The organism is Thalassobellus citreus (genome assembly GCF_044385915.1).
Lineage (GTDB): Bacteria > Bacteroidota > Bacteroidia > Flavobacteriales > Flavobacteriaceae > Thalassobellus > Thalassobellus citreus.
Map to the genome: position 1 here is coordinate 472,565 of NZ_JBISCC010000127.1, position 24,372 is coordinate 496,936.

General features: G+C 31.2%; 20 protein-coding genes. 14 read left to right on the plus strand and 6 right to left on the minus strand.

The annotated features are described in order from the left end of the window. The first annotated feature begins 70 nt into the window (after nucleotides 1-70). Nucleotides 71-2,455: a GAF domain-containing protein gene (locus tag ACH5TX_RS15675; RefSeq protein ID WP_439340428.1), complete on the plus strand. Its 2,385-nt coding sequence runs from the start codon at nucleotides 71-73 to the stop codon at nucleotides 2,453-2,455. On the opposite strand, the gene ACH5TX_RS15680 is transcribed toward ACH5TX_RS15675, so the two are convergent. The 3 genes from ACH5TX_RS15680 to ACH5TX_RS15690 all read right to left on the minus strand — a co-directional run bounded on the left by ACH5TX_RS15680 (nucleotide 2,452) and on the right by ACH5TX_RS15690 (nucleotide 7,441). Continuing rightward, nucleotides 2,452-3,582, minus strand: coding sequence for a PepSY-associated TM helix domain-containing protein (locus tag ACH5TX_RS15680; RefSeq protein ID WP_439340429.1), 1,131 nt, complete (start codon nucleotides 3,580-3,582; stop codon nucleotides 2,452-2,454). The two genes, ACH5TX_RS15675 and ACH5TX_RS15680, sit on opposite strands and share 4 nt — an antisense overlap. Nucleotides 3,583-3,641: 59 nt before the next feature. Next, nucleotides 3,642-6,062: a TonB-dependent receptor domain-containing protein gene (locus tag ACH5TX_RS15685; RefSeq protein ID WP_439340430.1), complete on the minus strand. Its 2,421-nt coding sequence runs from the start codon at nucleotides 6,060-6,062 to the stop codon at nucleotides 3,642-3,644. Between the two features lie 176 nt (nucleotides 6,063-6,238). Further along, nucleotides 6,239-7,441: a Pycsar system effector family protein gene (locus ACH5TX_RS15690; protein WP_439340431.1), complete on the minus strand. Its 1,203-nt coding sequence runs from the start codon at nucleotides 7,439-7,441 to the stop codon at nucleotides 6,239-6,241. Between the two features lie 185 nt (nucleotides 7,442-7,626). On the opposite strand from ACH5TX_RS15690, the gene msrB reads away from it, so the two are divergent. The 6 genes from msrB to ACH5TX_RS15720 all read left to right on the plus strand — a co-directional run bounded on the left by msrB (nucleotide 7,627) and on the right by ACH5TX_RS15720 (nucleotide 15,294). Then, nucleotides 7,627-8,082 (plus strand): peptide-methionine (R)-S-oxide reductase MsrB, encoded by a 456-nt coding sequence (msrB, locus tag ACH5TX_RS15695; RefSeq protein WP_439340432.1) that lies wholly within the window; start codon nucleotides 7,627-7,629, stop codon nucleotides 8,080-8,082. Then, nucleotides 8,075-8,614, plus strand: coding sequence for a peptide-methionine (S)-S-oxide reductase MsrA (gene msrA, locus ACH5TX_RS15700; protein ID WP_439340433.1), 540 nt, complete (start codon nucleotides 8,075-8,077; stop codon nucleotides 8,612-8,614). The genes msrB and msrA overlap by 8 nt, the downstream gene beginning before the upstream one ends. Nucleotides 8,615-8,630: 16 nt before the next feature. Continuing rightward, nucleotides 8,631-8,876 (plus strand): glutaredoxin family protein, encoded by a 246-nt coding sequence (locus ACH5TX_RS15705; RefSeq protein ID WP_439340434.1) that lies wholly within the window; start codon nucleotides 8,631-8,633, stop codon nucleotides 8,874-8,876. Continuing rightward, nucleotides 8,873-10,435, plus strand: a complete 1,563-nt coding sequence (locus ACH5TX_RS15710; RefSeq protein ID WP_439340435.1) for a protein adenylyltransferase SelO — start codon at nucleotides 8,873-8,875, stop codon at nucleotides 10,433-10,435. Before ACH5TX_RS15705 ends, ACH5TX_RS15710 begins: the two co-directional genes overlap by 4 nt. Nucleotides 10,436-10,468: 33 nt before the next feature. Then, on the plus strand, nucleotides 10,469-11,422 hold the full coding sequence (locus ACH5TX_RS15715; protein WP_439340436.1) for an aldo/keto reductase: 954 nt from the start codon (nucleotides 10,469-10,471) through the stop codon (nucleotides 11,420-11,422). A gap of 170 nt (nucleotides 11,423-11,592) precedes the next feature. Next, on the plus strand, nucleotides 11,593-15,294 hold the full coding sequence (locus ACH5TX_RS15720) for a metallophosphoesterase (protein WP_439340437.1): 3,702 nt from the start codon (nucleotides 11,593-11,595) through the stop codon (nucleotides 15,292-15,294). Between the two features lie 112 nt (nucleotides 15,295-15,406). Here the strand turns inward: ACH5TX_RS15720 and ACH5TX_RS15725 are convergent, their stop codons facing one another. Further along, a complete protein-coding gene (locus ACH5TX_RS15725) occupies nucleotides 15,407-16,249 on the minus strand; it encodes a hypothetical protein (RefSeq protein WP_439340438.1) in 843 nt (280 codons plus the stop codon). Between the two features lie 61 nt (nucleotides 16,250-16,310). Here ACH5TX_RS15725 and ACH5TX_RS15730 point away from each other — a divergent pair, with 61 nt between their 5' ends. The 3 genes from ACH5TX_RS15730 to ACH5TX_RS15740 are packed head-to-tail and all read left to right on the plus strand — an operon-like array spanning nucleotide 16,311 to nucleotide 18,748. Then, the gene (locus tag ACH5TX_RS15730) at nucleotides 16,311-17,000 is read left to right on the plus strand and encodes a glycerophosphodiester phosphodiesterase (protein WP_439340439.1); all 690 of its coding nucleotides are present in this window, start codon (nucleotides 16,311-16,313) and stop codon (nucleotides 16,998-17,000) included. Beyond that, the gene (locus ACH5TX_RS15735; protein WP_439340440.1) at nucleotides 16,997-18,208 is read left to right on the plus strand and encodes a BaiN/RdsA family NAD(P)/FAD-dependent oxidoreductase; all 1,212 of its coding nucleotides are present in this window, start codon (nucleotides 16,997-16,999) and stop codon (nucleotides 18,206-18,208) included. Before ACH5TX_RS15730 ends, ACH5TX_RS15735 begins: the two co-directional genes overlap by 4 nt. Further along, nucleotides 18,209-18,748 (plus strand): DUF1697 domain-containing protein, encoded by a 540-nt coding sequence (locus ACH5TX_RS15740; RefSeq protein ID WP_439340441.1) that lies wholly within the window; start codon nucleotides 18,209-18,211, stop codon nucleotides 18,746-18,748. Between the two features lie 98 nt (nucleotides 18,749-18,846). Here ACH5TX_RS15740 and ACH5TX_RS15745 read toward each other — a convergent pair whose 3' ends face one another. Further along, on the minus strand, nucleotides 18,847-19,710 hold the full coding sequence (locus ACH5TX_RS15745) for a glycosyltransferase family 2 protein (RefSeq protein ID WP_439340442.1): 864 nt from the start codon (nucleotides 19,708-19,710) through the stop codon (nucleotides 18,847-18,849). After that, nucleotides 19,694-20,029 carry a hypothetical protein gene (locus ACH5TX_RS15750; protein ID WP_439340443.1) on the minus strand — a complete coding sequence of 112 codons (336 nt, stop codon included), beginning with the start codon at nucleotides 20,027-20,029 and terminating at the stop codon, nucleotides 19,694-19,696. The genes ACH5TX_RS15745 and ACH5TX_RS15750 overlap by 17 nt, the downstream gene beginning before the upstream one ends. Before the next feature lie 173 nt (nucleotides 20,030-20,202). Between ACH5TX_RS15750 and mvaD the strand changes: the two genes are divergently transcribed. From mvaD to ACH5TX_RS15770, 4 genes are all read left to right on the plus strand, one after another. After that, nucleotides 20,203-21,282: a diphosphomevalonate decarboxylase gene (mvaD, locus tag ACH5TX_RS15755; RefSeq protein WP_439340444.1), complete on the plus strand. Its 1,080-nt coding sequence runs from the start codon at nucleotides 20,203-20,205 to the stop codon at nucleotides 21,280-21,282. 50 nt (nucleotides 21,283-21,332) lie between these two features. Then, a complete protein-coding gene (locus ACH5TX_RS15760; RefSeq protein ID WP_439340445.1) occupies nucleotides 21,333-22,259 on the plus strand; it encodes a mevalonate kinase family protein in 927 nt (308 codons plus the stop codon). A 53-nt stretch (nucleotides 22,260-22,312) separates the two neighbouring features. After that, nucleotides 22,313-23,215 carry a geranylgeranylglycerol-phosphate geranylgeranyltransferase gene (locus ACH5TX_RS15765; RefSeq protein ID WP_439340446.1) on the plus strand — a complete coding sequence of 301 codons (903 nt, stop codon included), beginning with the start codon at nucleotides 22,313-22,315 and terminating at the stop codon, nucleotides 23,213-23,215. 80 nt (nucleotides 23,216-23,295) lie between these two features. Beyond that, the gene (locus ACH5TX_RS15770; protein WP_439336823.1) at nucleotides 23,296-24,150 is read left to right on the plus strand and encodes a pseudouridine synthase; all 855 of its coding nucleotides are present in this window, start codon (nucleotides 23,296-23,298) and stop codon (nucleotides 24,148-24,150) included. The last annotated feature ends 222 nt before the right edge of the window (nucleotides 24,151-24,372 follow it).

Consider the following 24,372-nt stretch of genomic DNA (forward strand, 5'->3'; position numbering starts at 1 on the left):
TGTTAGATAGTCTAGTGCTTAACGACTAAATCAATTATTCGTAACTTTGTTATATCAGAAATCTAATATTATGAAATTCTTTGATCAATCAGAATCGCCCCTATATTTAAAAATAAGTTTTAATAAGCTTATAGAGCAATATGAAGCGCTTGTTAATAGCGAGGATGAGTTTGTTGCTGCTAAAGCAAGACATATATTAGAAATTCAAAAACCATATCCGGAATTAAGAGCAGGTTTTACAGATTTTTCATTATTAGAAACTTATGAAAAAGAAATACAGTTTATACTGCAAGATGTATTTAGTCCTGTTTTAACTAAAAATGAAATAAAAGCAGCCACAGTGCCTTTTCAAAATCTGATTTTTAATTCTTCTGAAAGATTTAAGAATATTATAAAAACAGGTGGTAATGATTTTGAATTGAAAATTAAAAACATGCCTGAAAATGATAGGTATATTATTGCTTGTACCATTGTTTTAAATTTTTGTTATGGTTACGATTTAAATTTTAAACGTCCATTTTATTACGAAATACCAGATGAAAACGGTGTAATACGTTATTATAAAATATTGTATAATGCCGATTTTTGTGAAATTACACCAACTGAAAATGCTGTAAAATTAACGCAAGAAGATTACGACGAATTATTAGATAATTTTGATAATATAGATCTATGGAAAGAAAAATTTCCGCCTAATAGTTATATTTTTAAAGGTTTTGTTATCTCAAATATATTCGATGTTACAGAGGATCAATCTATTTCAAATATTAAATCGAGTTTAATAGGAGAAGACAAACGTAAGGATGAGACTTTTATAGAGTCGTTTCATGAGATTTTTAGATCACTTTTCGGATTAAAAGATATTAAAGTAGGTTTTTCAATATATAATCAAGAGGAGAATAGTTTCGAGCATATTTATGGTGCAGGTATGAATAGTTTTTTATTAAACGAAAAGGAAAGTATATCTTGTTCTGATGCTTTATGTGGTTGGTCTTATAATAAATTAATAAAGGAAAATAATTGCTTTGCAATATCTGATATTGATAAAAATGTTAAGAAATTAAAGCAAGATCCAGAATCACATGTGCCACAAGTAATGGCTTTACACAATCAAGGTATTAAGAGTGTTATTTTTGCACCTATAGCAAATGATGATGGCTTAATGGGAATCATAGAAATAGTATCAGATAAACCCAAAGTGCTTAATAGTATAAATGCTAATAAGCTCATAGATGTGATGCCATATATTGTATCGGCAGTTGAACGTTCAAAAAGTGAAGAGGAAAATTTAATTGATGCTATTATTCAAAAGGAATGTACTTCTATTCATCCTAGTGTACAATGGAGATTTCAAAAAGAAGCTAAAAACTTTATTAAATCAGAATTTAAAGGAGAACAAGCTATATTTAAGAAAATAGCATTTGATGATGTTTACCCTTTGTATGGGCAGATTGATATAAAAGGATCTTCGGAAGCAAGAAATGAAGCTACAAAACAAGATTTAACACTGCAGTTGAAAGCTGCAAAAAATATTTTTGAAAGCGCATCGCAAATTGAATCATTACCAATTTATGATCAGTATATATATCAAATCAATGATTATTTAGAAGGATTGACTTCGCATTTTCAGGTAGATAGCGAACAGCAAATTTCGGAGTTTTTTAAGGAAGACATAGAACCTGTATTTAAGCATTTATTTACTTTAGAAGCTTTAAAAAAACAAATCAACGCTTATTTTGATAGTATAGATGATAAAGTAGAAGTGCTTTATAGTCATAGAAAAGACTACGACGAAACTGTAGCCTTAATTAATAAGGAAATGGCGTCGCTTTTAGATAAGAAACAAGTAGAAGCACAGGCTATGTATCCGCATTATTTCGAACGTTTTAAAACGGATGGTGTAGAGCATAACATGTATATAGGTGAAGCTATTACAAAAGAAGATAGTTTTAATCCTATTTATTTATATAATTTAAGGTTATGGCAATTGCAAGTCATGTGTGAAATGGAAAATTCATTTTATCAAATGCAATCAAAATTCCCTATCTCACTGGATGTCGCTTCTATGGTTTTGGTGTTTAATCAACCATTATCAATAAGTTTTAGAATGGATGAAAAGCAATTTGATGTAGATGGTACTTATAATGCTAGATACGAAATTGTAAAAAAACGTGTAGATAAAGCTTATATAAAAGGCACTAAAGAACGTGTTACTCAAAAAGGAAAGATTAGTATTGTATATTCTCAAAAACAAGATGAGAATGAATATTTAAGATATATTAAATTCCTTCAATCTAAGCATTATTTGGATACAGATATTGAAATAGTAGAACTACAAGATTTACAAGCAGTAACAGGCTTAAAAGCCATTCGAGTTAGTGTGTTGTATCATAAAAATGAAGAAGACAAATCGTTCTATACCTATGATGATTTAATGAAGGAGATTAAGGCTTAGGTGTTAACTGTTTTTTTCTTTTTATAATGTCTTCCGTACCATAAAAGAAATCCTGTTACGGGTAAACTAGCCGTTAGTAAGCTAATAATAAAAGCGATTATTTTTCCAATAATGCCACCAATGGCTCCAATGTGTATGTCGTAGTTCATCCGAAGTATTTTTTCAGGAACTTTAGCATCGCTATATTTTCCATAAACCCCAGGTGTTTCAATTTCTTCTAAAGTGTTTTGGTCGAAAAATCGAAAATCTGAGTCATAAAATAAATCTTTACTATTTGATACTTCTATATAAACGCTTGACGAATCAGATTCGGGATAGTGCAATTCAAAACTTTCAGCATTTGGCGATTCTTTTTGAAGTTTTATAATCAGTTTGTCAATTGGAAGCGTGGAGCTGTTGGTTTTAGTTTTGCTTTTATTTTCAGGAATAATAAATGCAGCAACTTTATCACCACCAGTAGATTTGTAAAGTACATACTTTAACCAGTTATAAGACATAACAGAACCTGTAAAGGCTAAGACGAGTGCTAAAGAACAAATATAAAATCCAATAACAGTATGTAAGTCGAAGTTTTTACGTTTCCAACGTGTTGTAGATTTCCAATCGAATTTTAATCGTTGCTTTAAGTTTTTACGCTTTTTAGGCAGCCACAATATAAAACCTGAAATGATTATTAAAATAAAAATAAGAATGGATGCACCTACTACTTGTTCACCAATAGTTTTTGGTAACCATAAACGCATATGACCTTTTAAAATAAAGGCAAAAAAGCCTGAAAGATGGTCGTCTATTTGAATGAGGTCTCCCGAATACGGGTTTAAAAACACACTCTGATAAAACTCTGGATCGGCATCATAAAAAATAACTTCAATGGCATCATCTGCTTTTTTAAAAAGGCTGCCATGTATGGTATTGTTTGGTAAAACTTTTTCAGCAATGGTTTTAACTTCGGTTGGCGTTAAAATGGGTTGATTTTGAGATGCTACCTTTTTGTAATCAGAATAAAGACTTTCAATTTCGGTCCTAAAAGCCCAAAAACAGCCTGTTATTGCTACAATAAAAACAACAATTCCTGTTGCTAATCCTAAAACCTTGTGAAGTGTAAGAATATTTTTTTTAAAGCTCATAGTATAAATCAATAAAGGGCAACCTTTTTAAGATTGCCCTGGAAAATATATATTCGTTATTAGAACTTGTATTCAAAAGAAGCTATATACATTCTATTTTGTTGAGGTGTTAATGTGCTCCAACCGGAATAATAAGCTTCATTAGTTAAATTATTTCCTTTTATGCTAATTCTAAATTTTTCTGATTCGTAATAAATAGATGCATTAAATACTGTGTAGGCAGGCAACGTGAACCCACCAGAATTTGTATAATCTGCCATAGCATTATAATCACTTGCGCCATTAAAACCTGCTCCAAAGCCAAAGTTTTTTGCAACACCTTCTTTAAATTGGTAATCTCCCCAGAAGTTGTAAAGAATTTCAGATCCTGATTCTGCTGGACGCACTCCAATTAAATCAGGTCTTGATTCAGATTTTGAAACTTCTGCATCATTAAAACTAAAACCACCGCGTACATTTAATCCATCTATGGGGTTTGCATTTACTTCAAGTTCCATTCCTTTGCTTTTAACTGTAGCATCTTGTTGTTTTGCTGCACCAAATCCCATGACTTTGTCTTTAACTTCAATATTGTAATAGCTTACAGTTGCTTCTAATTTATTATTAAAAAGATTTGTTTTAACTCCAAACTCGTATTGGTTGGCTTGTTCTAAATCATAGGATTGTAATTGGGTTCCTAATGTTGGGTCGTTAATATCTATAGGAACCAATTCTGGGTTTACATATGAAAAACTATTCTGGTAATTTCCGAAAACAGATAATTCATTTAATATCGGTTGAAAGACTAAACCAAATTTTGGAGAAAATGTAGATTCATCATATGCTTGATGATCATCTGCAGGGTTATTTATATCGCCTTCATATTTAAATCTGTCATAACGAATACTTGCCATGGCCGATAGATTCGGTAAGATGTTTAGAACATCTGAAGCATAAATTCCTAAAACATTTTGTTTCGTATTTGTATTAATATTTCCTAAACCAGACAATGCTGTGTTTAAATTAGCAGCGTTTATTACTGGTTCTCCATATATTAAATCACCTTGAGCAGATACAGTATGTAAGTAACCCCAATTAGAACTTTTATCAATTATATTAGATTCTAAATAATCTATACCAATTAAAACTTTGTTTTTTAAATCGCCTAATTTAAAATTTCCAGTAAAGTTTTGTTGTGCGTTGAATGTTTTTGTTCTTGCGTTAGTGTTTTGAGCATATAAAGCAAAGTTTGTTGTTGCTATTGGCGCCGTAGGAATTGTCCAGTCTGCAGCATTCCATAAATAGGTGTAAAAACCTTTTGACTTTGCTAGTCCGCCTGCAATAATAGTTTGAGAAGACCAATTGTCTGATATTTTATATGCAATCTCACCTCTGTAATTTTGCGTTGGGTTTTTTATAATAACATCGTTATTTGTTAATGATAAATCTCTGTTATAATTTAATTCCTCTACAGTGTTAAATGCTAAAGGAACGGTTCTATTAAAAAACAGGAATGTTTGATTGGTTTGTTCGTTTGCTGATGCTTCATATGCAAAGTTTAGCGTTAATTTATTATTAACTTTATATGACATAGAAGGGGCTAAAAATACAGATTTTCTATACCCAGCATCTTGAAAGCTGTTTTCTTTTTGATAACCTGCATTAAAACGCATTGAGAAATTATCGTTTTCACTTACGTTTACATCTACGTTTAGTTTTCTAAAATCAAAAGATCCTCCAGAAACAGAAATACTCCCATCTGTGCCGTTATGAGGTTTTTTTGTAACGATGTTAATTAAACCGCCATAAGAGGTTACAGAACTCCCAAATAATGTTGCAGAAGGACCTTTGATAACTTCAATACGTTCTACATTTGATGGATTTATAAAACCATTTGTAATACCTGACACCCCGTTTACGAGTTGAGGTTGAACAGAAAAACCACGAATAGAATAGTAACCTGCACCATCACCACTTCTACCAGTAGAAGACCATAATTTATCTACACCCACAGCATTTTTTAATGCGTCTTCAAAACTATAAACTGATTGTGATACTAATAATTGATTGGTAACTGTACTGTAAACTTGTGAGTTTTCAATGTTTTTAAGTGGCATTTTAGCCACATAAGCACTTTGTTTTCTCGAAAACTTGTTTTTACGTTTATTTTCTAGAACAACGGCTTGTAGAAGTTCGTTTCCTTCAAAAAGAACAATAGAACCTAAGTTTACAACATTGTTGTTTATTGTAACAGTTAATTCTTTAGTTTTATAACCCAAGTAAGAAATAATAAGCGTGTATTCTCCATTATTTAGAGCTGTTATTTCGAAAGCTCCATTTTCATCAGATTGAGATCCTTTTGTAGTGTTTTTAATAATAGCATTAACTCCAAGTATTGGGTTTTTTGCATCATCTGAGATTGTTCCTTTTATTGTGCCAGTTTGTGCAAATGAGTATGCGCTTAGCATAATGAAAAGTGAAAAAGTAATTATTTGTTTCATTTGTTTTTATTTAGACTTAATATAAATAGTAAATTAAAACGCAAAAGTATATTCTTGTAACGAATCTTGCAAGTTATTTATAATTATTCTAAATAAAATTATTTAACGTATTGATTTAAGAAGAGTTAATGTGTTTAAAGTTGTAAAGTAGGGTTTGTTTCTAGCTATATGTTTTATTACATTACTCTTTCTGAATATTGAAAAGCAATAGTAAAAGCAATAACGCTTATTATAATCCCTATCATAAAAACAGAATAAGTAAGTCTAAGAATTTTGTATTTTTTATCAAGTACTAAACCTAAAAAGTACAAATCCTTTTTCATAGAAGAATACAGGTAGTCTCTATCTTGCATCATTTCTCCCATAGCCCATTCAAAATCTTTAAGTCCCATTTTATGAAAGTTTCCAAAGAACAATAAATTCACTTTTTTATTAGCAACATCATCTTTTGTAAATTTCCCACTTGTAACATTAGGTCTCGTTGCTAAAACTGATAAAATGATGGAAGCAACCGTAACAATTACAAAAATAACGGTTGGAATTATAAGGTAATGATTAGATGGGTTATCTAATTTAGGAATAAGGTTTGATAATACTAACGACACAATAATAGCATTTACCGAAAGTAAAATATTGGCTTTCGTATCAGCAATATTACTTAGTGTAATATGGTTTTTCATTGTAACTCTAAACATGGTTTCAATACCACGTTCAGGCAATTCTACTTTGTTTTTCTTAAAAGATAATTCTTCTTTTTTTTGCTGAAGTTTATTGTTGTCTAAGTCTAATTTCTTTTTAGCTTTTAATAATTCAGAAATATTTTTACTCTTTCTTTTATCCCAATTTAAAGCAGCCTCGTTGGTGTAAAACTTATGTTTGGTAGATAAAAAGGTTATGTTTTCATCTAACCATTCCGTTTCAGTTAATGTTTTATTGCATGTAAGTTCCCATTCTTTTCTAAGCAATTCAGATATTTCAATATAATTCTTGCTGCCAATATGAGCACAATCGGCATCTCTAATTGTTTTTTCTAATTGATTTTTTGGTACATAATTAAATGTCGTAGCCAAAATTAAATTACAAATAGCATCAATATCTTTTTCAGAACAATTTTGAGCATTTAAAAATGCTTTAGCAATAACAACGCCTTCTTCTTCATGATTTTTTACGTTTTTTGTGTAACCTGTATCATGAAACCAAGCAGCAATTATAAGGATGTTTTTCTCAGAATCAGTTAAACCAGATTGTTCTGCCAATTCCTTTGCTTTTTCAACAACACGTTTTGTATGCGTTAAGTTGTGGTATATAAAAGAACTATCTAACGTTTCGTTTAAAAGGTTAGTTGCAAATTTTTCGGCTTCAACAACAAGTTTATTCATAAATTGTATGAGTTTATTAAGTAAAAATACTAAACTTTGGCAATATAAAGTAACGGAATAATTTGTCGTAAATTTCACGAATACTTTCAAAGAAGTAAAAGTGTAAGTTTTTGAATAAAATTTCGACTATATTTAGGTTGAAAAGGCATATTATAATTAACTAAAAAAAGAAAGGACTCATAATTATGCTAACTTGGAAAGAAGTCATTAATTTTTCCGTAAAGGGAAACCCAATTCCAGACAAACGTGTTGAAAAAACAGATGCCGAATGGCAATCTCAATTAACAGCAGAACAATTCAGAATTACAAGACAAAAAGGAACAGAACGTCCACATAGTGGAGCGCTTTGTAGTATTCATGATGCAGGTAAATACAATTGCGTGTGTTGTAATACACCTTTGTTCGATTCTACTATTAAGTTTAGTTCGGGTACAGGTTGGCCTAGTTTTACACAACCTATTAAAGAAAATGCTATTAAATACGAAAGAGATACTGCTTTTGGAATGGTTCGCGTTGAAGTTATGTGTAATACTTGCGATGCGCATTTAGGACATGTATTTCCAGATGGTCCAGAACCAAGTGGTTTAAGGTATTGTATTAATTCAGAATCTATGATAATTGAAAGGGAAGAAAATGAATAAACAAAATTTACAATTGGCAACACTTGGAGGTGGATGCTTTTGGTGTGTTGAAGCTATTTTAAAAGAATTAAAAGGTGTAGAAAAAATAGTTTCGGGTTATACAGGTGGTACGGTTCCTGGTACACCAACATATAAAGAAGTGTGTTCTGGTTTAACGGGTCATGCCGAAGTGGTACAAGTAACGTTTGATGCTAATATAATTTCGTATAAAGATTTATTAGTTGTTTTCATGACGAGTCATGATCCTACAACTTTAAACCGACAAGGTGCAGATACAGGAACACAATACCGTTCGGTCATTTATTATTATAATGATACTCAAAAAGAAATAGCTGAAGTCGTTGCTAAAGAAATGGCTCAATACTATGAAGACCCCATAGTTACAGAAATAAGTAAAATGGGCGTTTTTCATAGTGCAGAAGCTTACCATCAAGATTATTATGCAAATAATTCCACGCAAGGGTTTTGTAGTGCTGTAATTACACCGAAGCTTGCAAAATTGCGTAAAATACATGCTGATAAATTAAAATAAAGAAAGGATATTATTTTTGAAAGTAATTAAACTTTATGGCACCGATAGATGCCATAAAACTAAATATTATAAAGCTTTTTTAGAAGCGAAAAAAGTCGAGTATCAGTTTTTTGATGTTGAAGAAAACAAAGATTCAGCAGAAGAATTACGTAATTTGTACGCAACTAAAGAACTTCATTTTCCAACAATTACAATTGGAGACAAGCGATTAAGAAATCCTTCTGAAAAGGATTTGAATAAATGGTTAGCTAAATTGATATGAAATTAAATATAAAAGATACTTTTAATAAAGAATTACCTGCAGATCCTATTCTTGAAAACACAAGAAGACAGGTTAAAAAAGCCTGTTTTTCTTATGTTACACCAAAGCAAACAGCAAAGCCTAAATTACTTCATGTGTCTCCAGAAATGTTAGGCAATTTAGGATTTTCAGAAACAGATTCAAAAAGTGAAGAATTTCTAAAAGTCTTTACAGGAAACACTGTGTTGCCAAATACAAAGCCATATGCCATGTGTTATGCAGGGCATCAATTTGGGAATTGGGCAGGACAATTGGGTGATGGACGCGCTATTAATTTAGCTGAAGTAGAACACAATAATAAGCATTGGGCTATTCAATTAAAAGGAGCAGGTGAAACACCGTATTCTAGAACAGCCGATGGCTTAGCGGTATTGCGGTCTTCGGTAAGAGAATATTTGTGTAGCGAAGCTATGTATCATTTAGGCGTACCAACAACCAGAGCTTTGTCGTTGGCTTTAACAGGCGATCATGTTTTAAGAGATATGCTGTATGATGGTAATGCTGCTTATGAAAAAGGAGCCGTAGTTTGCCGTACAGCACCTTCTTTTCTAAGGTTTGGTAGTTATGAAATATTTGCTGCACAACAGGATTCAGAAACTTTAAAAACACTGGTAGATTATACCATTAAACATTTTTTTAGTCATTTAGGAGAACCTTCAAAAGATACTTATTTAGCATTTTTTAACGATGTGATGCAACGTACTTTAGAGATGATTATTCATTGGCAACGCGTTGGTTTCGTACACGGTGTTATGAATACCGATAACATGTCAATTCTAGGTTTAACTATAGATTACGGACCTTATGGTTGGTTAGAAGGTTTCGATTATGGTTGGACGCCAAACACTACCGATAGTCAGCATAAAAGATACCGATACGGGAATCAGCCTAATATCGGACTTTGGAATTTATACAAATTAGCAAACGCATTGTTTCCTTTAATTGAAGATGTTGAAGCTCTAGAACGTATTTTAGATCAATATAAAATAGATTTTGAAGCAAACTCATTAAAAATGATGCGTTCTAAATTAGGATTAGAAATGGAAGATTCTTTTGATGCATCTTTAATTGAAAATTTAGAAGACAATCTATTACTTATAGAAACAGATATGACGATTTTCTTTAGAAAATTAAGCGATTTTAATAAAGAAAAACCTTCAGAAGGATTAACAATTATAAATGATGCGTTTTATAATGAGGATGATCTTTCAGATGAAATAAAACAAAAATGGCATGCATGGTTTCAACGCTATGCAGAACGTTTAGAGCAAGAAGAAATCACTTCAGAAAAGCGAAAAGAAAACATGAACTTGGTAAATCCTAAGTATGTATTGCGTAATTATATGTCGCAATTAGCAATTGATGAAACAGATAAAGGAAATTATGAATTGATAGATGAATTGTTTCAACTTTTAAAACAACCTTATGCTGAACAACCCGAAAATGAAAAATGGTTTGCAAAACGGCCAGAGTGGGCACGTCATAAGGCAGGTTGTTCTATGTTGTCATGCAGTTCATAAAAAGGTAAATTAAAAATAAGAGTTATCAGGAATTTGGAAACACAAATAGGATTAGGATTGGCTGCTCTGGGCAGACCAGAATATATAAATATTAGAACCAATAATAGTATCGATAAATCTGAAGAAGCGTTTAAAAATAATACGTTTTCAGTATTAGATGAAGCCTATAAATTAGGGGTTCGTTATTTTGATACGGCGCCATCTTACGGTAAGGGAGAAGCTTTTTTACAGGAATGGAATAATACTAATAACCACACTGATGTTGTTTTGGGTACAAAATGGGGGTACACCTATAAAGCGAATTGGGAACTGGGTTATACTGGGAAACATGAAGTTAAAGAACATTCGTTAGAAAAGTTAATGGAACAATGGCAAGTATCAAAAGACATGCTTCCAAAGTTGAAATACTACCAAGTGCATTCGGCAACTTTTGAAAGCGGTTTGTTAGAAAACCGAGATGTTTTAAATCAGCTTTATAAATTAAAAAAAGAAACAGGTTTGCAAATTGGTATTACTACCAGTGGTGAGAATCAAAAAGATGTTTTAGAAGCCGCATTGAAAATAGAAGTTGTAGGCGAATCACTATTTGATAGTTTTCAAGTAACCTATAATGTATTTGAGCAATCTACATGTTCTGTTTTAAATAAAATTATTAAAAGCGGAAAAACGGTTATTATAAAAGAAGCTTTAGCGAATGGACGCGTGTTTGAAAATGAGAAGTTTTTAAATTATCAAAAAGCATATAAAATAATTAAACAGCTTTCAGAAAAATATAAAGTTGGTTTTGATGCGTTAGCTTTACGTTTTGTAATTGATAATTTAAAGCCTGCTTACGTGTTAAGTGGAGCATCTAATAAAATTCAATTAGAAGAAAATTTAAAAGCTTTAAGTTTTAGTTTTACAGAAGAGGAATTAGAAATTCTCAAGACATTAAAAGTTTCTTCAGAAAATTATTGGGAAGAACGCAGTAAAATGAACTGGAATTGAAAAATAATTCTCCGAGATTTGTCTCGAAGTTTCTGTTGAAATTGTCATTTCCGAGAAGGCGGGAATCTAAATAATAGAATTTTACTAGCTTGTCACTTGAATATGACTTGTAATAAGAAATTCTTTATTGAAAAACCTAATTATTATCTTTGATAAACTAAACCAACCTTATGATGAAGTTTAAAAAATCAGCATACTTATTTGTAGCAGTCATTATTCTAAATGCATGTGCTACTTATAAGACTCAATATAAAACCCCTCAAACTGAAACTATTTTTCCTAACAAGGAAATAGCGCATTCTTTTTATTTAATTGGAGATGGTGGTAATTCGCCTTTAGGATCTCAGTCTAAAGCTATAAAAGATCTTAGTGAAACTTTAAAAAAAGCTTCAGAAAATAGTACGGTATTGTTTTTAGGCGATAATATTTATCCGAAGGGTATGCCAAAAAAGAGTGAAGAAAGTCGTGCTTTTGCCGAACATCAATTAATCGTTCAAACCAACGCTGTAAAAGATTTTAAGGGAGAAGCTATTTTTATTCCAGGAAATCATGATTGGTATAGTGACGGTTTAAAAGGCTTAAAGCGTCAAGAGAATTTTGTAGAAAAGGTTCTAGGGAAAAACACCTTTCTGCCCGAAAATGGTTGTCCTATTGAAAAAGTTAATATTTCAGATGATGTTGTTATGATTATTATTGATTCTGAATGGTATATTACAAATTGGGATAAACATCCAACGATTAATGATGATTGTGAAATTAAAACACGATTTAAGTTTTTTGAAGAATTAGAAAGTTTAATAAAAAAAGCTCGAGGTAAAACAACCGTTATAGCTTTGCATCATCCTATGTTTAGTAATGGGCCACATGGAGGGCAATACGATTTTGCTTCAAATTTAAAACCGATTCCTGTTTTAGGAACGCTTAAAAATCTATTAAGAAAAACAAGTGGTGTATCGCCTGCCGATTTACAAAATCAAAAGTATAGTGCTTTTAAAAAGCGTGTTGTAACATTGGCTCAGGAGAATGATAAAGTTATTTTTGTGTCGGGGCACGAACATAGTTTACAATATTTAGAGCAAGATAATTTGGCTCAAATTATTAGTGGCGCGGGTTCTAAAGCCACAAAAACACGTAATGTAAGTGGTGCGTTTACTTCTAGCGATAATGGGTTTGCTAGATTAGATGTTTTTAAAGATGGTTCTTCTTTTGTTCGGTTTTATTCAGCAAAAACAGATAAAGTCATTTTTCAAACAGAAATCTATCCTGAAGATAAAAAAGATGTTATTCAAAATTATAATACATCATTTCCAAACAGAGAATCGGCTTCAATTTATTCTGAAAAAGAAATTGAAAAAAGTAATTTTTATAAATCCGTTTGGGGAGATCGTTATAGAAAATATTATGGTGCAAAAGTAAATGTGCCAACAGTAAATTTAGATACGCTTTTTGGAGGTTTAACACCAACAAGACGAGGTGGTGGGCATCAATCTAAATCACTTCAATTAATAAATAAAGAAGGAAAACGTTATGTGATGCGTGCTATGAGAAAAAGTGCGACGGTGTATTTACAAGCTATGGCTTTTAAAGATCAATATATAGAAGGGCAATTTGATGGTACAGTAACCGAGAGCATATTACAAGATTTTTACACAGGTTCTTATCCATACGCACCATTTGTAACAGGAGGTTTGTCTGATGCCGTTAACTTATATCATACAAACCCGGTATTGTATTTCGTGCCTAAGCAAAAGGCTTTAGCTAGTTTTAATGCTAGTTTTGGAGATGAATTGTATATGATTGAAGAGCATGTGTCTGATGGTCATGGAGATATTAAAAGTTTTGGGAATGCCAATAAAATAGAAAGCACTAGCGATTTAATGAAAAGACTACGTAAAGATGAAAAATATGTAGTTGATGAAGATATGTTTTTAAGAGCTAGATTGTTTGACATGGCTATTGGAGATTGGGATAGACATACCGATCAATGGCGTTGGGCGAAATTTAAAGAATCAGGTAAAGTAGTTTATAGACCTATTCCTAGAGATAGAGATCAAGCTTTTTCTATTATGGGAGATGGTGCTTTAATGAAATTAGCAACCCGAATTGTGCCAGCTTTAAACCTTATGGAAGGCTTTAATGACGATATTAGAAATGTAAAAGGGTTTAATTCAAGTCCATTTTCATTAGATATGATGTTACTATCTAATACGACTAAAAAACAATGGGAAAAACAGGTGGAGTTTCTTCAAAATAATTTAACCGATGCTGTTATTGATAAAGCATTTAAAGCATTTCCAAAAGAAGTGCAGGATGAAACTATAACAGAAATAAAACGTGTACTGAAAGCAAGACTTAAAAATCTTCCAGAAATTGCTAATACATATTATGAAGCCATCAATAAAACACCTTTAATAAAAGGAACCGATAAAGATGATTTGTTTGAAATTGAGCGTTTGCCAAACGGACAAACAAAATTAACTGCATATAGAATAAAGGATGGGGAAAAAGGGGCTTTGTTGCATGAGAAAACATATAGTAAATCTGAAACTAAAGAACTTTGGATTTATGGTTTAGATGATGAAGATGTGTTCAAAGTCTTTGGTGAAGGAGATGATTTAATAACATTACGACTTGTTGGTGGGCAAAATAAGGATACCTATATTGTTGAAAACGGTAAGAAGGTTAAGATGTATGATTACAAGTCTAAGAAAAGTGAGTTTACTACAAATAAAGGGAAGAAAAACTTAACGGATGATTATGAAACCAATGTGTATGATTATAGCAAACCTAAAAACACGACGAATCAATTTATGCCAACTATAGGAGCAAATCCTGATGATGGATTTAAAATAGGCTTTGTAAATACACTTACTAATTATGGGTTTGAACGTAACCCATTTAGTTCGCAGCATACCTTTTCTGCGGCATATTATTTTGCTACAAGCGGGTACGATTTTGAATATCAAGGCGAGTTTGCTAATGTTGTTGGTTCGTGGAATTTGGGTTTAAATGTTAAATATACAAGTCCTAATTATGCTATTAATTTCTTTGGTTACGGAAATAGTACACCTAATTTAAATATTGATGACGAAGCTAATTTTAGTATGGATTATAACCGTGTAAAACTAAGTACATTAAAATTTTCACCATCATTAAATTGGAGAGGAAGTACAGGAGCGCATTTTAAACTAGGTTTAAGTTATGAGTCTATTGAAGTAGAAGAAACTAGCGATAGATTTGTTAATGATTTTTATATAGCAAACGGTATGGAAAATCAAAAAGATTTTCTTGGAGCTGAAGCGACTTATAATTATAAAAATAAAGACAACGAAGCGTTCCCAACTTTAGGAATGCAAACGAGTTTACAACTTGGATATAAATCGAATTTAGAGGAATCAAAAGGCTTTGCATATTTTATTCCGGAGTTAGGCTTCGATTATAAATTGGTTTCTAGCGGACAATTGGTTTTGGCTACTAATGCCAAAGCGCATTTTATTTTTGGAGATGATTTTGAGTTTTATCAATCGGCAAATTTAGGGGCTAATAACGGATTGCGTGGTTATAGAAACGAACGATTTTCTGGCAAAAATGCTTTTTATCAAAGTACCGATTTACGATTAAATCTTCGTAAAGTGAAAACAGGATTACTGCCTTTAAATATCGGGTTGTATGGAGGTTTCGATTATGGTCGTGTTTGGGTAGATAACGAATTAGTTTCAAATAATAACACGGCGTTTAACTCAAATACTTGGAACACCTCAATTGGTGGTGGTGTGTTTGCAAATGCTGCAGATATATTAACGCTTAACGTATCGGCATTTCATGGCGATGACGGTTTGCGCTTAGCGTTTAAAGTTGGTTTTGGGTTTTAATTTTATCCTGAACTTGATTCAGGATCTCATCAATTTACGGTAGGGTATTTGATGGTTGGTTATAGTATTCTTGAATGGTCAAAAAATAGAATAATATTAAAGAAGCTCTAAACTATTTCAACTTAAGCTCATACAAATTCCCATCACCACCATGAGCTCTTTCATCGGTAATGTAAAGGGTGTTATTGTTTTTAAAACAAACACCTTCTTTTTGAGTTTCTGAACTGAAATTATAAGTTTCAATACTACCGCTAAAAAAATCATCGGCATTAAAGTTTGAAAATATCCAGACTGCTTTTTGAGTTAGTAAAGCGATTTTTTTACCGTCATCACTAATATCTACAGAGGTTGTCCAACAGGTTAAATCTTCACAAGTAGTGAAAGTGTCAACGAATTTAGCTTCATGGTTTCCTTTAGTAGCTGGGATTTTATAAACATCTGTTTTTCCGTGATTACCTTTTACTCGGCTCTTAGTAAATAAATAAAGACTGTCATTAAAATGAAAGAACGCTTCGCAATCAAAATACATTTTGTCTTTTTTAGGAGGGAATTTATTTTGGTTGGGATAATAAAATGAAATGCGTTCTACTTTAATGGTTTTATCCTTTTTTAAATCGGAATGTTTTACTTTAAGTATCGCTAAATTTTTGCGTTCATTCAGATTGTTTCCAAAATCACCAATATAAAGATTGCCAGCTTTGTCGGAAGTTAAATCTTCCCAATCGTTATTTTTAGCCTTTATTTTTAGCTCTTTTTTTATGTTTCCTTTTTTACTGACGCCGTAAAGTTTGGGTTTGTTGCCACTATCGTTTAGCATCCAAATGAATTCCGAATCAATAAGGGTTTCAGTTCCTGAAACTTCTGCTAAATCTTTTGGTAAATCGGCTATAATTTTAGAGTCGTTATTATAGCAAGAAGCATTTAGGAGGATGACTAATAAAAGAAATTTATTCATTTAGGCTGTGATAATTTATAATGCTAAATTTACAGAGATATTTTTAATAAGAATTATTTAAGTGAAAAAATCTTGTTTACGTATTGGGCATCGAGGAGCTATGGGGCATGTAGTTGAAAATACGATGGCATCTATAAATAAAGCTTTAGAGTTTAATGTTGATGGCATTGAAATAGATGTACATAAGTGTGCTTCGGGAGAACTTGTTGTATTTCATGATTTTACTTTAGATAGAATGACCAATGCTAGTGGTGAAATTTCAAAATATACACTTTCAGAATTAAAAAGGTTTCAAGTTAAAGAACAGTTTGATATCCCAACATTGCAAGAAGTTATCAATTTTATAGATAGGAAGTGTTTGTTAAATATTGAATTAAAAGGACGCAATACAGCATTTGAAACCGAAAGGATCATTAAAAAATATATAGATTACCAAGGATGGACATACAACAATTTTCTTGTTTCTAGTTTTCAACATCATGAACTAGAACAAGTTTATAACCAAAATGCAAAAGTGCCATTGGCGGTGCTTACAAAAGCCAATATGGATGAGGCTATAGAGTTTGCCGAAATAGTTAAAGCCAATGCGATACATCCAAATATTGCTATTGTAACTAGAAATAATATTAAGAAGGCAAAAGATATGGGGTATAATGTTAATGTATGGACTGCAAATGATGAAGATGTAATTAAACGAATGAAAGATTATAACGTTGATGCTATAATTTCAGATTTTCCAGATAGAATATGATTGAGAAAGATATAATAGTTGTTGGTGGTGGTGCGGCAGGCTTTTTTGCTGCCATTAATATTGCTGAACAAAACCCTGATTTAAAGGTTGCTATTCTAGAACGCGGAAAGGAAGTGCTTACCAAAGTTAAAGTTTCTGGTGGCGGACGCTGTAATGTTACGCATGCTGAATTTATTCCGCAAGAATTAGTTCAGAATTATCCGCGTGGTGAAAAAGAACTGTTAGGGCCTTTTCATAAATTCATGACGGGTGATACCATTGAGTGGTTCGAAAAGCGTGGTGTAGAACTTAAAATTGAATATGATGGCAGAATGTTTCCAGTGTCAAATTCATCGCAAACAATTATAGATTGTTTTTTAAGTGAAGCTGAAAAGCATCAGGTTGAGGTTTTAATGAATCATTCGGTAAAGTCAATTGATAAAGACGCTGAATCATTTCAAATTGAAACAACACAAGACGTTTTTTCCTCAAAAAAAATATTGATAGCAACAGGAAGTAATCCTAAAATATGGAAACTTTTAGAAGATTTAGGACATTCGGTGTCGTCACCTGTACCGTCACTTTTTACGTTTAACATAAAAGACGAACGCATACAAGATATTCCAGGAGTTGTCGCTTTAAATGTAGAAGTGAAAGTTTTAGGAACCGATTTGTGGAGTGAAGGCCCGCTGCTTATTACGCATTGGGGTATGAGTGCGCCATCAATCTTAAAATTATCTGCTTTTGGAGCAATAGAATTTGCAAAGAGAGATTATAAATTTGAAATTGAAGTCAATTTTATCAGACAAGCATTTGATGATTGTTTAGATATTTTAAAAACACTGAAGCAGGATTTAGCTAAAAAAACAGTGTTTAAATCAACGCAATTTGATTTACCAAAACGCCTTTGGCATAAATTAGTCCTGGCTTCAAATATGACTACCGAAACACGTTGGGCAGATTTAAATAAAGCGCAATTAGAAGTGTTAGCAGGTCAGCTTACAAAAGCGGTTTTTAGTGTAGATGGTAAAAGCACGTTTAAAGAGGAGTTTGTAACAGCAGGAGGAGTCAATTTAAAAGAAGTTAATTTTAAAACCTTTGAAAGTAAATTTCATAAAGGTTTGTATTTTGCAGGTGAAGTGTTGAATATTGATGCGGTTACAGGTGGATTCAATTTTCAGAATGCTTGGACAGGTGCTTATATTGTAGCTCAGAATATTTCGAAATAAATGAATACATACATCGCATTATTACGAGGCATAAATGTTAGCGGTCAGAAAAAAGTCCCTATGGCAGAATTACGTGAGTTACTCTCTAAATTTGGTTTAGAAAATGTGCAAACTTATATTCAAAGTGGTAACGTTATATTTCAACATTCCGAAGAAAATAAAAAAGCTTTAGAAAATAATATTCAAATATTGATTCTCGATCACTTTGGGTTTGAAGTTACTGTTTTAGTAAGAACTTCAGAAGAACTAAAAGCTATTTTTAATACCTGTCCGTTTTCAGAAGTAAAAAAAGAAAATAGCTATTTTTCAATTTTAAATGCAGTTCCAGATGTTAATTTAATTGAAGAAACACAAGAAATTCAATACCCAAATGAAGAATTTGTAATCACCAATAATTGTGTGTATTTCTATTCATCTATAGGTTACGGAAAAGCGAAATGTAATAATAATTTCTTCGAACGAAAATTAAAAGTATCAGGTACCACAAGAAACTATAAAACCGTGCTAAAGTTATTGTCTTTGTCAAATGAAATAGGTTAGGTTATGAAGGGTGTCAAATTCCTTGAAACCTATGATTTGTACGTTTAATAATTGTAAAATTATACCTAAATTGAGTTTTCCAAAGAAGGATTTGATTATTATGCTAGCTCTTTTTTTTCTTTTTTAAGAATAAAGTTGTTGTGTTTTTTTATTCCAAAAGGAGTATATGTTTTTTTATTTTTTTTAGTTTCTTTTCTGATACTCTTGTTTTTGTCAATAGATTTTTGATTCAGATATCCTCTAGGGTGATCTAGGTGTAAGCAGATTGCAGAATACCTAATTTGTTTTGATTTTATACCTAAGTTTACTAAACGTTCACCTAATTCTCTATCTTGTCCACCATATTGCATGCGTTCATCAAATCCATTTACAGCAAGAATGTCTTCTTTCCATCCAGAAGAATTATGTCCATTCCAACTAGCTTTTGTAGGAGTAATAGTATTTAAAAATTCACTTTTAAAAGATTTTGCAGTTATTTTATTGTTTTTAAAAGAAGATTTAAGTCCATGTGAACGTAACCATTTAATATTAAAACAAGATTGTTGTAAAATATCCTCATTGGATATGGCTTTAGAAATAGTTAGTGGCAATTTGTAATAGCCACCAGATAAGAAAAAACCTTTTTTTCTTTTTTTTGCATGGGCACTTAGAAAATCCTTTCTTACTATACAGTCGCCATCACTCATCAATATGTAGTCGAAATTACAAGCTAAAATAGCTTTGTTTAAGATACGTGATTTTTGAAAGCCTTCATCTTTTTGCCATACATGAATTATTTCATAATCAACTAATAATTTCATGTAGTTTATAAGGGTCTCTGTAGCTTTTCTAGAACCATCATCAGCTATAACTAATTCAAAATTTTTAAAATCTTGAGCCTGATAACTCCATAGTACTTTTTCTAGCCACTTTTCAGAATTATAAGTACTTATTATAACAGATATACTAGATTTTTTTATCATGAAAATTTAATTTTAAGTTAAAATGATTAGTGATTTGTAGCCATTGTGTTCTATTGTAGTCTTGTTTAGTATATCTCTTTTTAAGAGATATTGATTGAGTTCCAATTATATGAATAGGGTCTTGAGCGCTTTTAGTTGATTGCTTGCTTAAAGTGTTATTTAACCACAAAATAATTTTCTCAGGAAGACATTTTTGAGTTAATAAGCTTCTAATAGTAATATGTACCGTTTCTGCGTTAGAGTGTTTTAACTGGTTTACACTTTTTGTAATTAGAGTAGCGCTTTTGTATAATAAATATGGTAATTCTTTGATTTTCATATGGCCTATAAAACAAATTCAATATTATTAATGAATGAGCTATTCTAGATTTAGAAATAGTTATTTATAATTTATCCTATTATTATATTATTGTTATGAATATTAATAAAAGGGAAATTGAGATGGATTATAATCTCTTTTTAAGTTGTTATCTTTGTCTTTTAATTTAATAAATGACAGCACAACAATTTATTCCCAAACCATATACCGCTTCTATTGAAAGTGGAAGTTTTACATGGTCGTCTCCAAGTAATATTGCCTTAGTTAAATATTGGGGGAAGAAGGAACATCAAATTCCTGAAAATCCATCTATAAGTTTTACGCTTAACGATTGTAAGACGACAACTAAATTAAGTTTTTCAAAGAAGGAAGCTAACGATAATTTCTCTTTTGAAGTGTATTTAGATGATGAAAACAAAGATGGTTTTAAACCAAAAATTGAAACGTTTTTTAAACGAATTGAAGCTTATTTGCCTTTTTTGAAAGACTATCATTTTAAAATTGAAACATCAAATACCTTTCCGCATAGTTCAGGAATAGCTTCGTCGGCTTCAGGTATGAGTGCCTTAGCGTTGTGTTTAATGAGTATTGAAAAAGAATTAGGAGGAAGTGTCTCTGATGAGTTCTTCATTCAAAAAGCATCTTTTTTAGCAAGGTTGGGTTCAGGAAGTGCTTGCAGAAGTTTAGAAGGCGATCTAGTAGTTTGGGGTAAACACGATGAAATTGATGGAAGTTCTGATTTGTTTGGAGTAAAATATCCGTTTGAAGTACATGAGAATTTCAAAAACTATCAAGACACTATTTTGTTAGTCGATAAAGGAGAAAAACAAGTAAGTAGTACGGTTGGTCATAATTTAATGTACGGGCATCCATTTGCTCAAGAACGTTTTAAACAGGCAAATAAAAATCTTTCTGATATCATTTCAATTTTAAAAGGTGGCGATTTAGATACGTTTATAGCTTTGGTAGAAAGTGAAGCCTTAACGCTTCATGCTATGATGATGACGAGTATGCCGTATTTCATTTTAATGAAACCTAACACGTTAGAAATTATTAATAAAATATGGGAGTTCAGACAAAGCACAGGCTCAAAAGTGTGTTTTACACTAGATGCTGGAGCCAATGTACATGTTTTGTATCCTGAAAATGAATGTAAACAGGTTTTGGAATTCATTCAAAATGAATTAGTTGCATTTTGTCAAAAAGGTCACTATATTAATGATAGAATTGGTTTTGGAGCAAAACTGTTGTAATTTTGTAAAACCCAATTTAAAAGTTGTTAGAAAACAATAATTATAAAAATATGAAAGGACCTTTATTTTACTCAAAAATATTACTCTTCGGAGAATATGGAATCATAAAAGATTCTAAAGGTTTATCTATTCCTTACAGTTTCTATAATGGTGCTTTAAAGAAAGATGAAAATCCTTCAGAAGAAGCTATCCAATCTAATATAAGTTTAAAACGTTTTGCTGAACATATTCAAAGTATTGATAATGATTTAGTGCGTTTTAATAATGAAGCCTTATTAAGCGATGTGAATTCAGGAATGTATTTCGATTCTTCTATTCCTCAAGGTTATGGTGTTGGTAGTAGTGGTGCTTTAGTAGCTGCTATTTACGATAAATATGCCTTTGATAAAATTACAGTTCTAGAAAACTTAACGAGAGAAAAATTATTAAAGTTGAAAACCATTTTTTCGGCTATGGAATCTTTTTTTCATGGAAAATCATCTGGTTTAGATCCTTTAAATAGTTATTTAAGTATTCCTATTCTTATAAATTCAAAAGACAATATTGAAGCTACTGGCATTCCAGCACAAAGTGATGGAAAAGGCGCTGTGTTTTTAATTGATAGTGGTATTATTGGAGAAACGGCTCCTATGGTGAGTTTGTTTATGGAAAACATGAAACAAGAAGGTTTCCGTAGTATGCTTAAAAATCAATTTATAAAATATACTGATGCTTGTGTAGACGATTTTTTAAAGGGAGATATCAAGTCTTTGTTTAGTAATACGAAACAACTTTCTAAAGTTGTTTTAAGCCATTTTAAACCTATGATTCCACATCAGTTTCATGAACTTTGGAAAAAGGGTATTGATACGAACGAGTACTACTTAAAACTTTGTGGCTCTGGCGGTGGTGGTTATATCCTTGGTTTTACTGAAGATATTAAAAAAGCAAAACAATCACTTTCAGATTATAAATTAGAAGTCGTTTATAATTTCTAATTACTAAGCTTGCTATATTGAGTTAAGTCCAAGCATTTTTCAAATACGTTTTTATGTTAAGCAGAAAACAGAAACATATTTTACTTAAATTTTTTAGTATGTTTTCTGTAGTTAGAGGCTACAATATTCTTATTGTGGTTATTGCTCAATACATCACATCTGTATATGTGTTGGCACATGATAAGCCTTTAAAATCAGTTCTTTTCGATGTTAATTTATTAATGCTTGTTTTAGCATCTTCAGTAACTATTGCAGCAGGATATATTATTAATAATTTTTACGATTCAGAAAAAGATTTAATCAATAAGCCTTTTAAATCTAAGTTAGATAGACTGGTAAGTCAAAACACAAAATTGTCATTTTATTTTGTGCTTAATTTCATGGCAGTTGTTATGGCTAGTTATGTGTCTTTTAGGGCAGTTATTTTCTTTGCGCTTTATATTTTTGGTATTTGGTTTTACTCACATAAATTAAAAAAACTCGCATTTATAGGTAATCTAACATCTGCTATTTTAACTATCACACCGTTTTTCGCTATTTTCATGTATTACAAAAATTTTGAGCATGTTGTTTTTGTGCATGCTATGTTTTTGTTTTTAATTATTTCTATGCGAGAACTTACTAAAGATTTAGAAAACATTAAAGGCGATTTAGTTCAGGATTATCATACCATTCCAATTCTTTATGGCGAAAAAGCATCAAAAATAATGTTAACTGTTTTAGCAGGATTTACATTAATACCAACATACTTTTTGTTATATAAATATGAGATTGGATATATGTATTATTTCTTTTATTTAAGTGTTGTTTTATTGATTTTGTTTCTGATTATTTTATGGAAATCGAATACTAAAACACATTATTTAATACTTCATAATATTCTTAAATTTATAATTCTAACAGGTGTTTTTAGTCTTTTATTAATAGATGTTGGAGTTATTTTAAATCGGATATAAAAAATCGTAATTTTAGATTTGTTATTTTGAAGATTGAAAGCAATAAAGCTTTCTGTATCTTTGCAAAAATTTTGTAATCAATGAATAGGCATCAAGGTAGTAAAGGAAAAGGAAAACCATCAGGTAGAGGTGGTGATACTAGTAAAGGAAAGAGTTATGCAAGAGGAAATGCACCTATAAAAAAGGGTGGGGCATCATCAACACCTAAACCTAAAAAACCGAGCAATCCAAACGAGATTAGGCTTAATAAATATATCGCTAATTCAGGAATCTGTTCACGTCGTGAAGCCGATGAGCATATTGCTATAGGTTTGGTAACTGTTAATGGTAAGGTAATTAACGAAATGGGTTACAAAGTAAAATTGGATGATGAGGTGCGTTATGATGGAGCACGTATTAATCCAGAGCAAAAAGCCTATGTGTTACTTAATAAACCAAAAGGTTTTGCTACAACAACAAGTGAAGGTAAAGGTAGAACCGTTATGGATTTGGTAGCCAATGCGACATCGTCTCGTATAAAACCAATTGGGCGCTTAGGAAGAAACTCTAAAGGTTTATTGTTTTTTACTAATGATGATGTTATTGCCGATAAGTTTACAAATTCTAAAACAGGCGTTGCTCGTTTATTTCATATAGAATTAAATAAAAATTTAAGACTTGAAGATTTAAAGAAAATTCAAGAAGGTTTTAAAGTAGAAGGAAAGCTTATAGCTGTTGAAGAGATTAGCTATATTGATGGTGCTTCTAAAAAAGAAATTGGCTTAAAAATTAAGAACACTGGTAACATTATTATTAGAACTATTTTTGATTATTTACATTACGAAGTAGTTAATTTAGATTGTGTTGCTATTGGTCATCTTACCAAAAAAGATATTCCACGCGGTAGCTGGAAACATTTAACCGAGCAGGAATTGAATACATTGAAGATGCTATAAAATAGAAGATATTTTAATTTTTTATTAATTAAGAGAGAGGTGTGATTTTTTAATCGCACCTCTTTTTTTATGTTGAGTTTTTGTATTAATAAGGTAGTAGAGGAACTTTTTGTGAGACATAAATGAAAAGACGACAACTAATAAATTTTTATTTGTTTAATTGATAGCGTTTTACTGTTTTTGGTTATGGTTTTAGTGCTTTTAAAATTTTTTGAAAAAAAA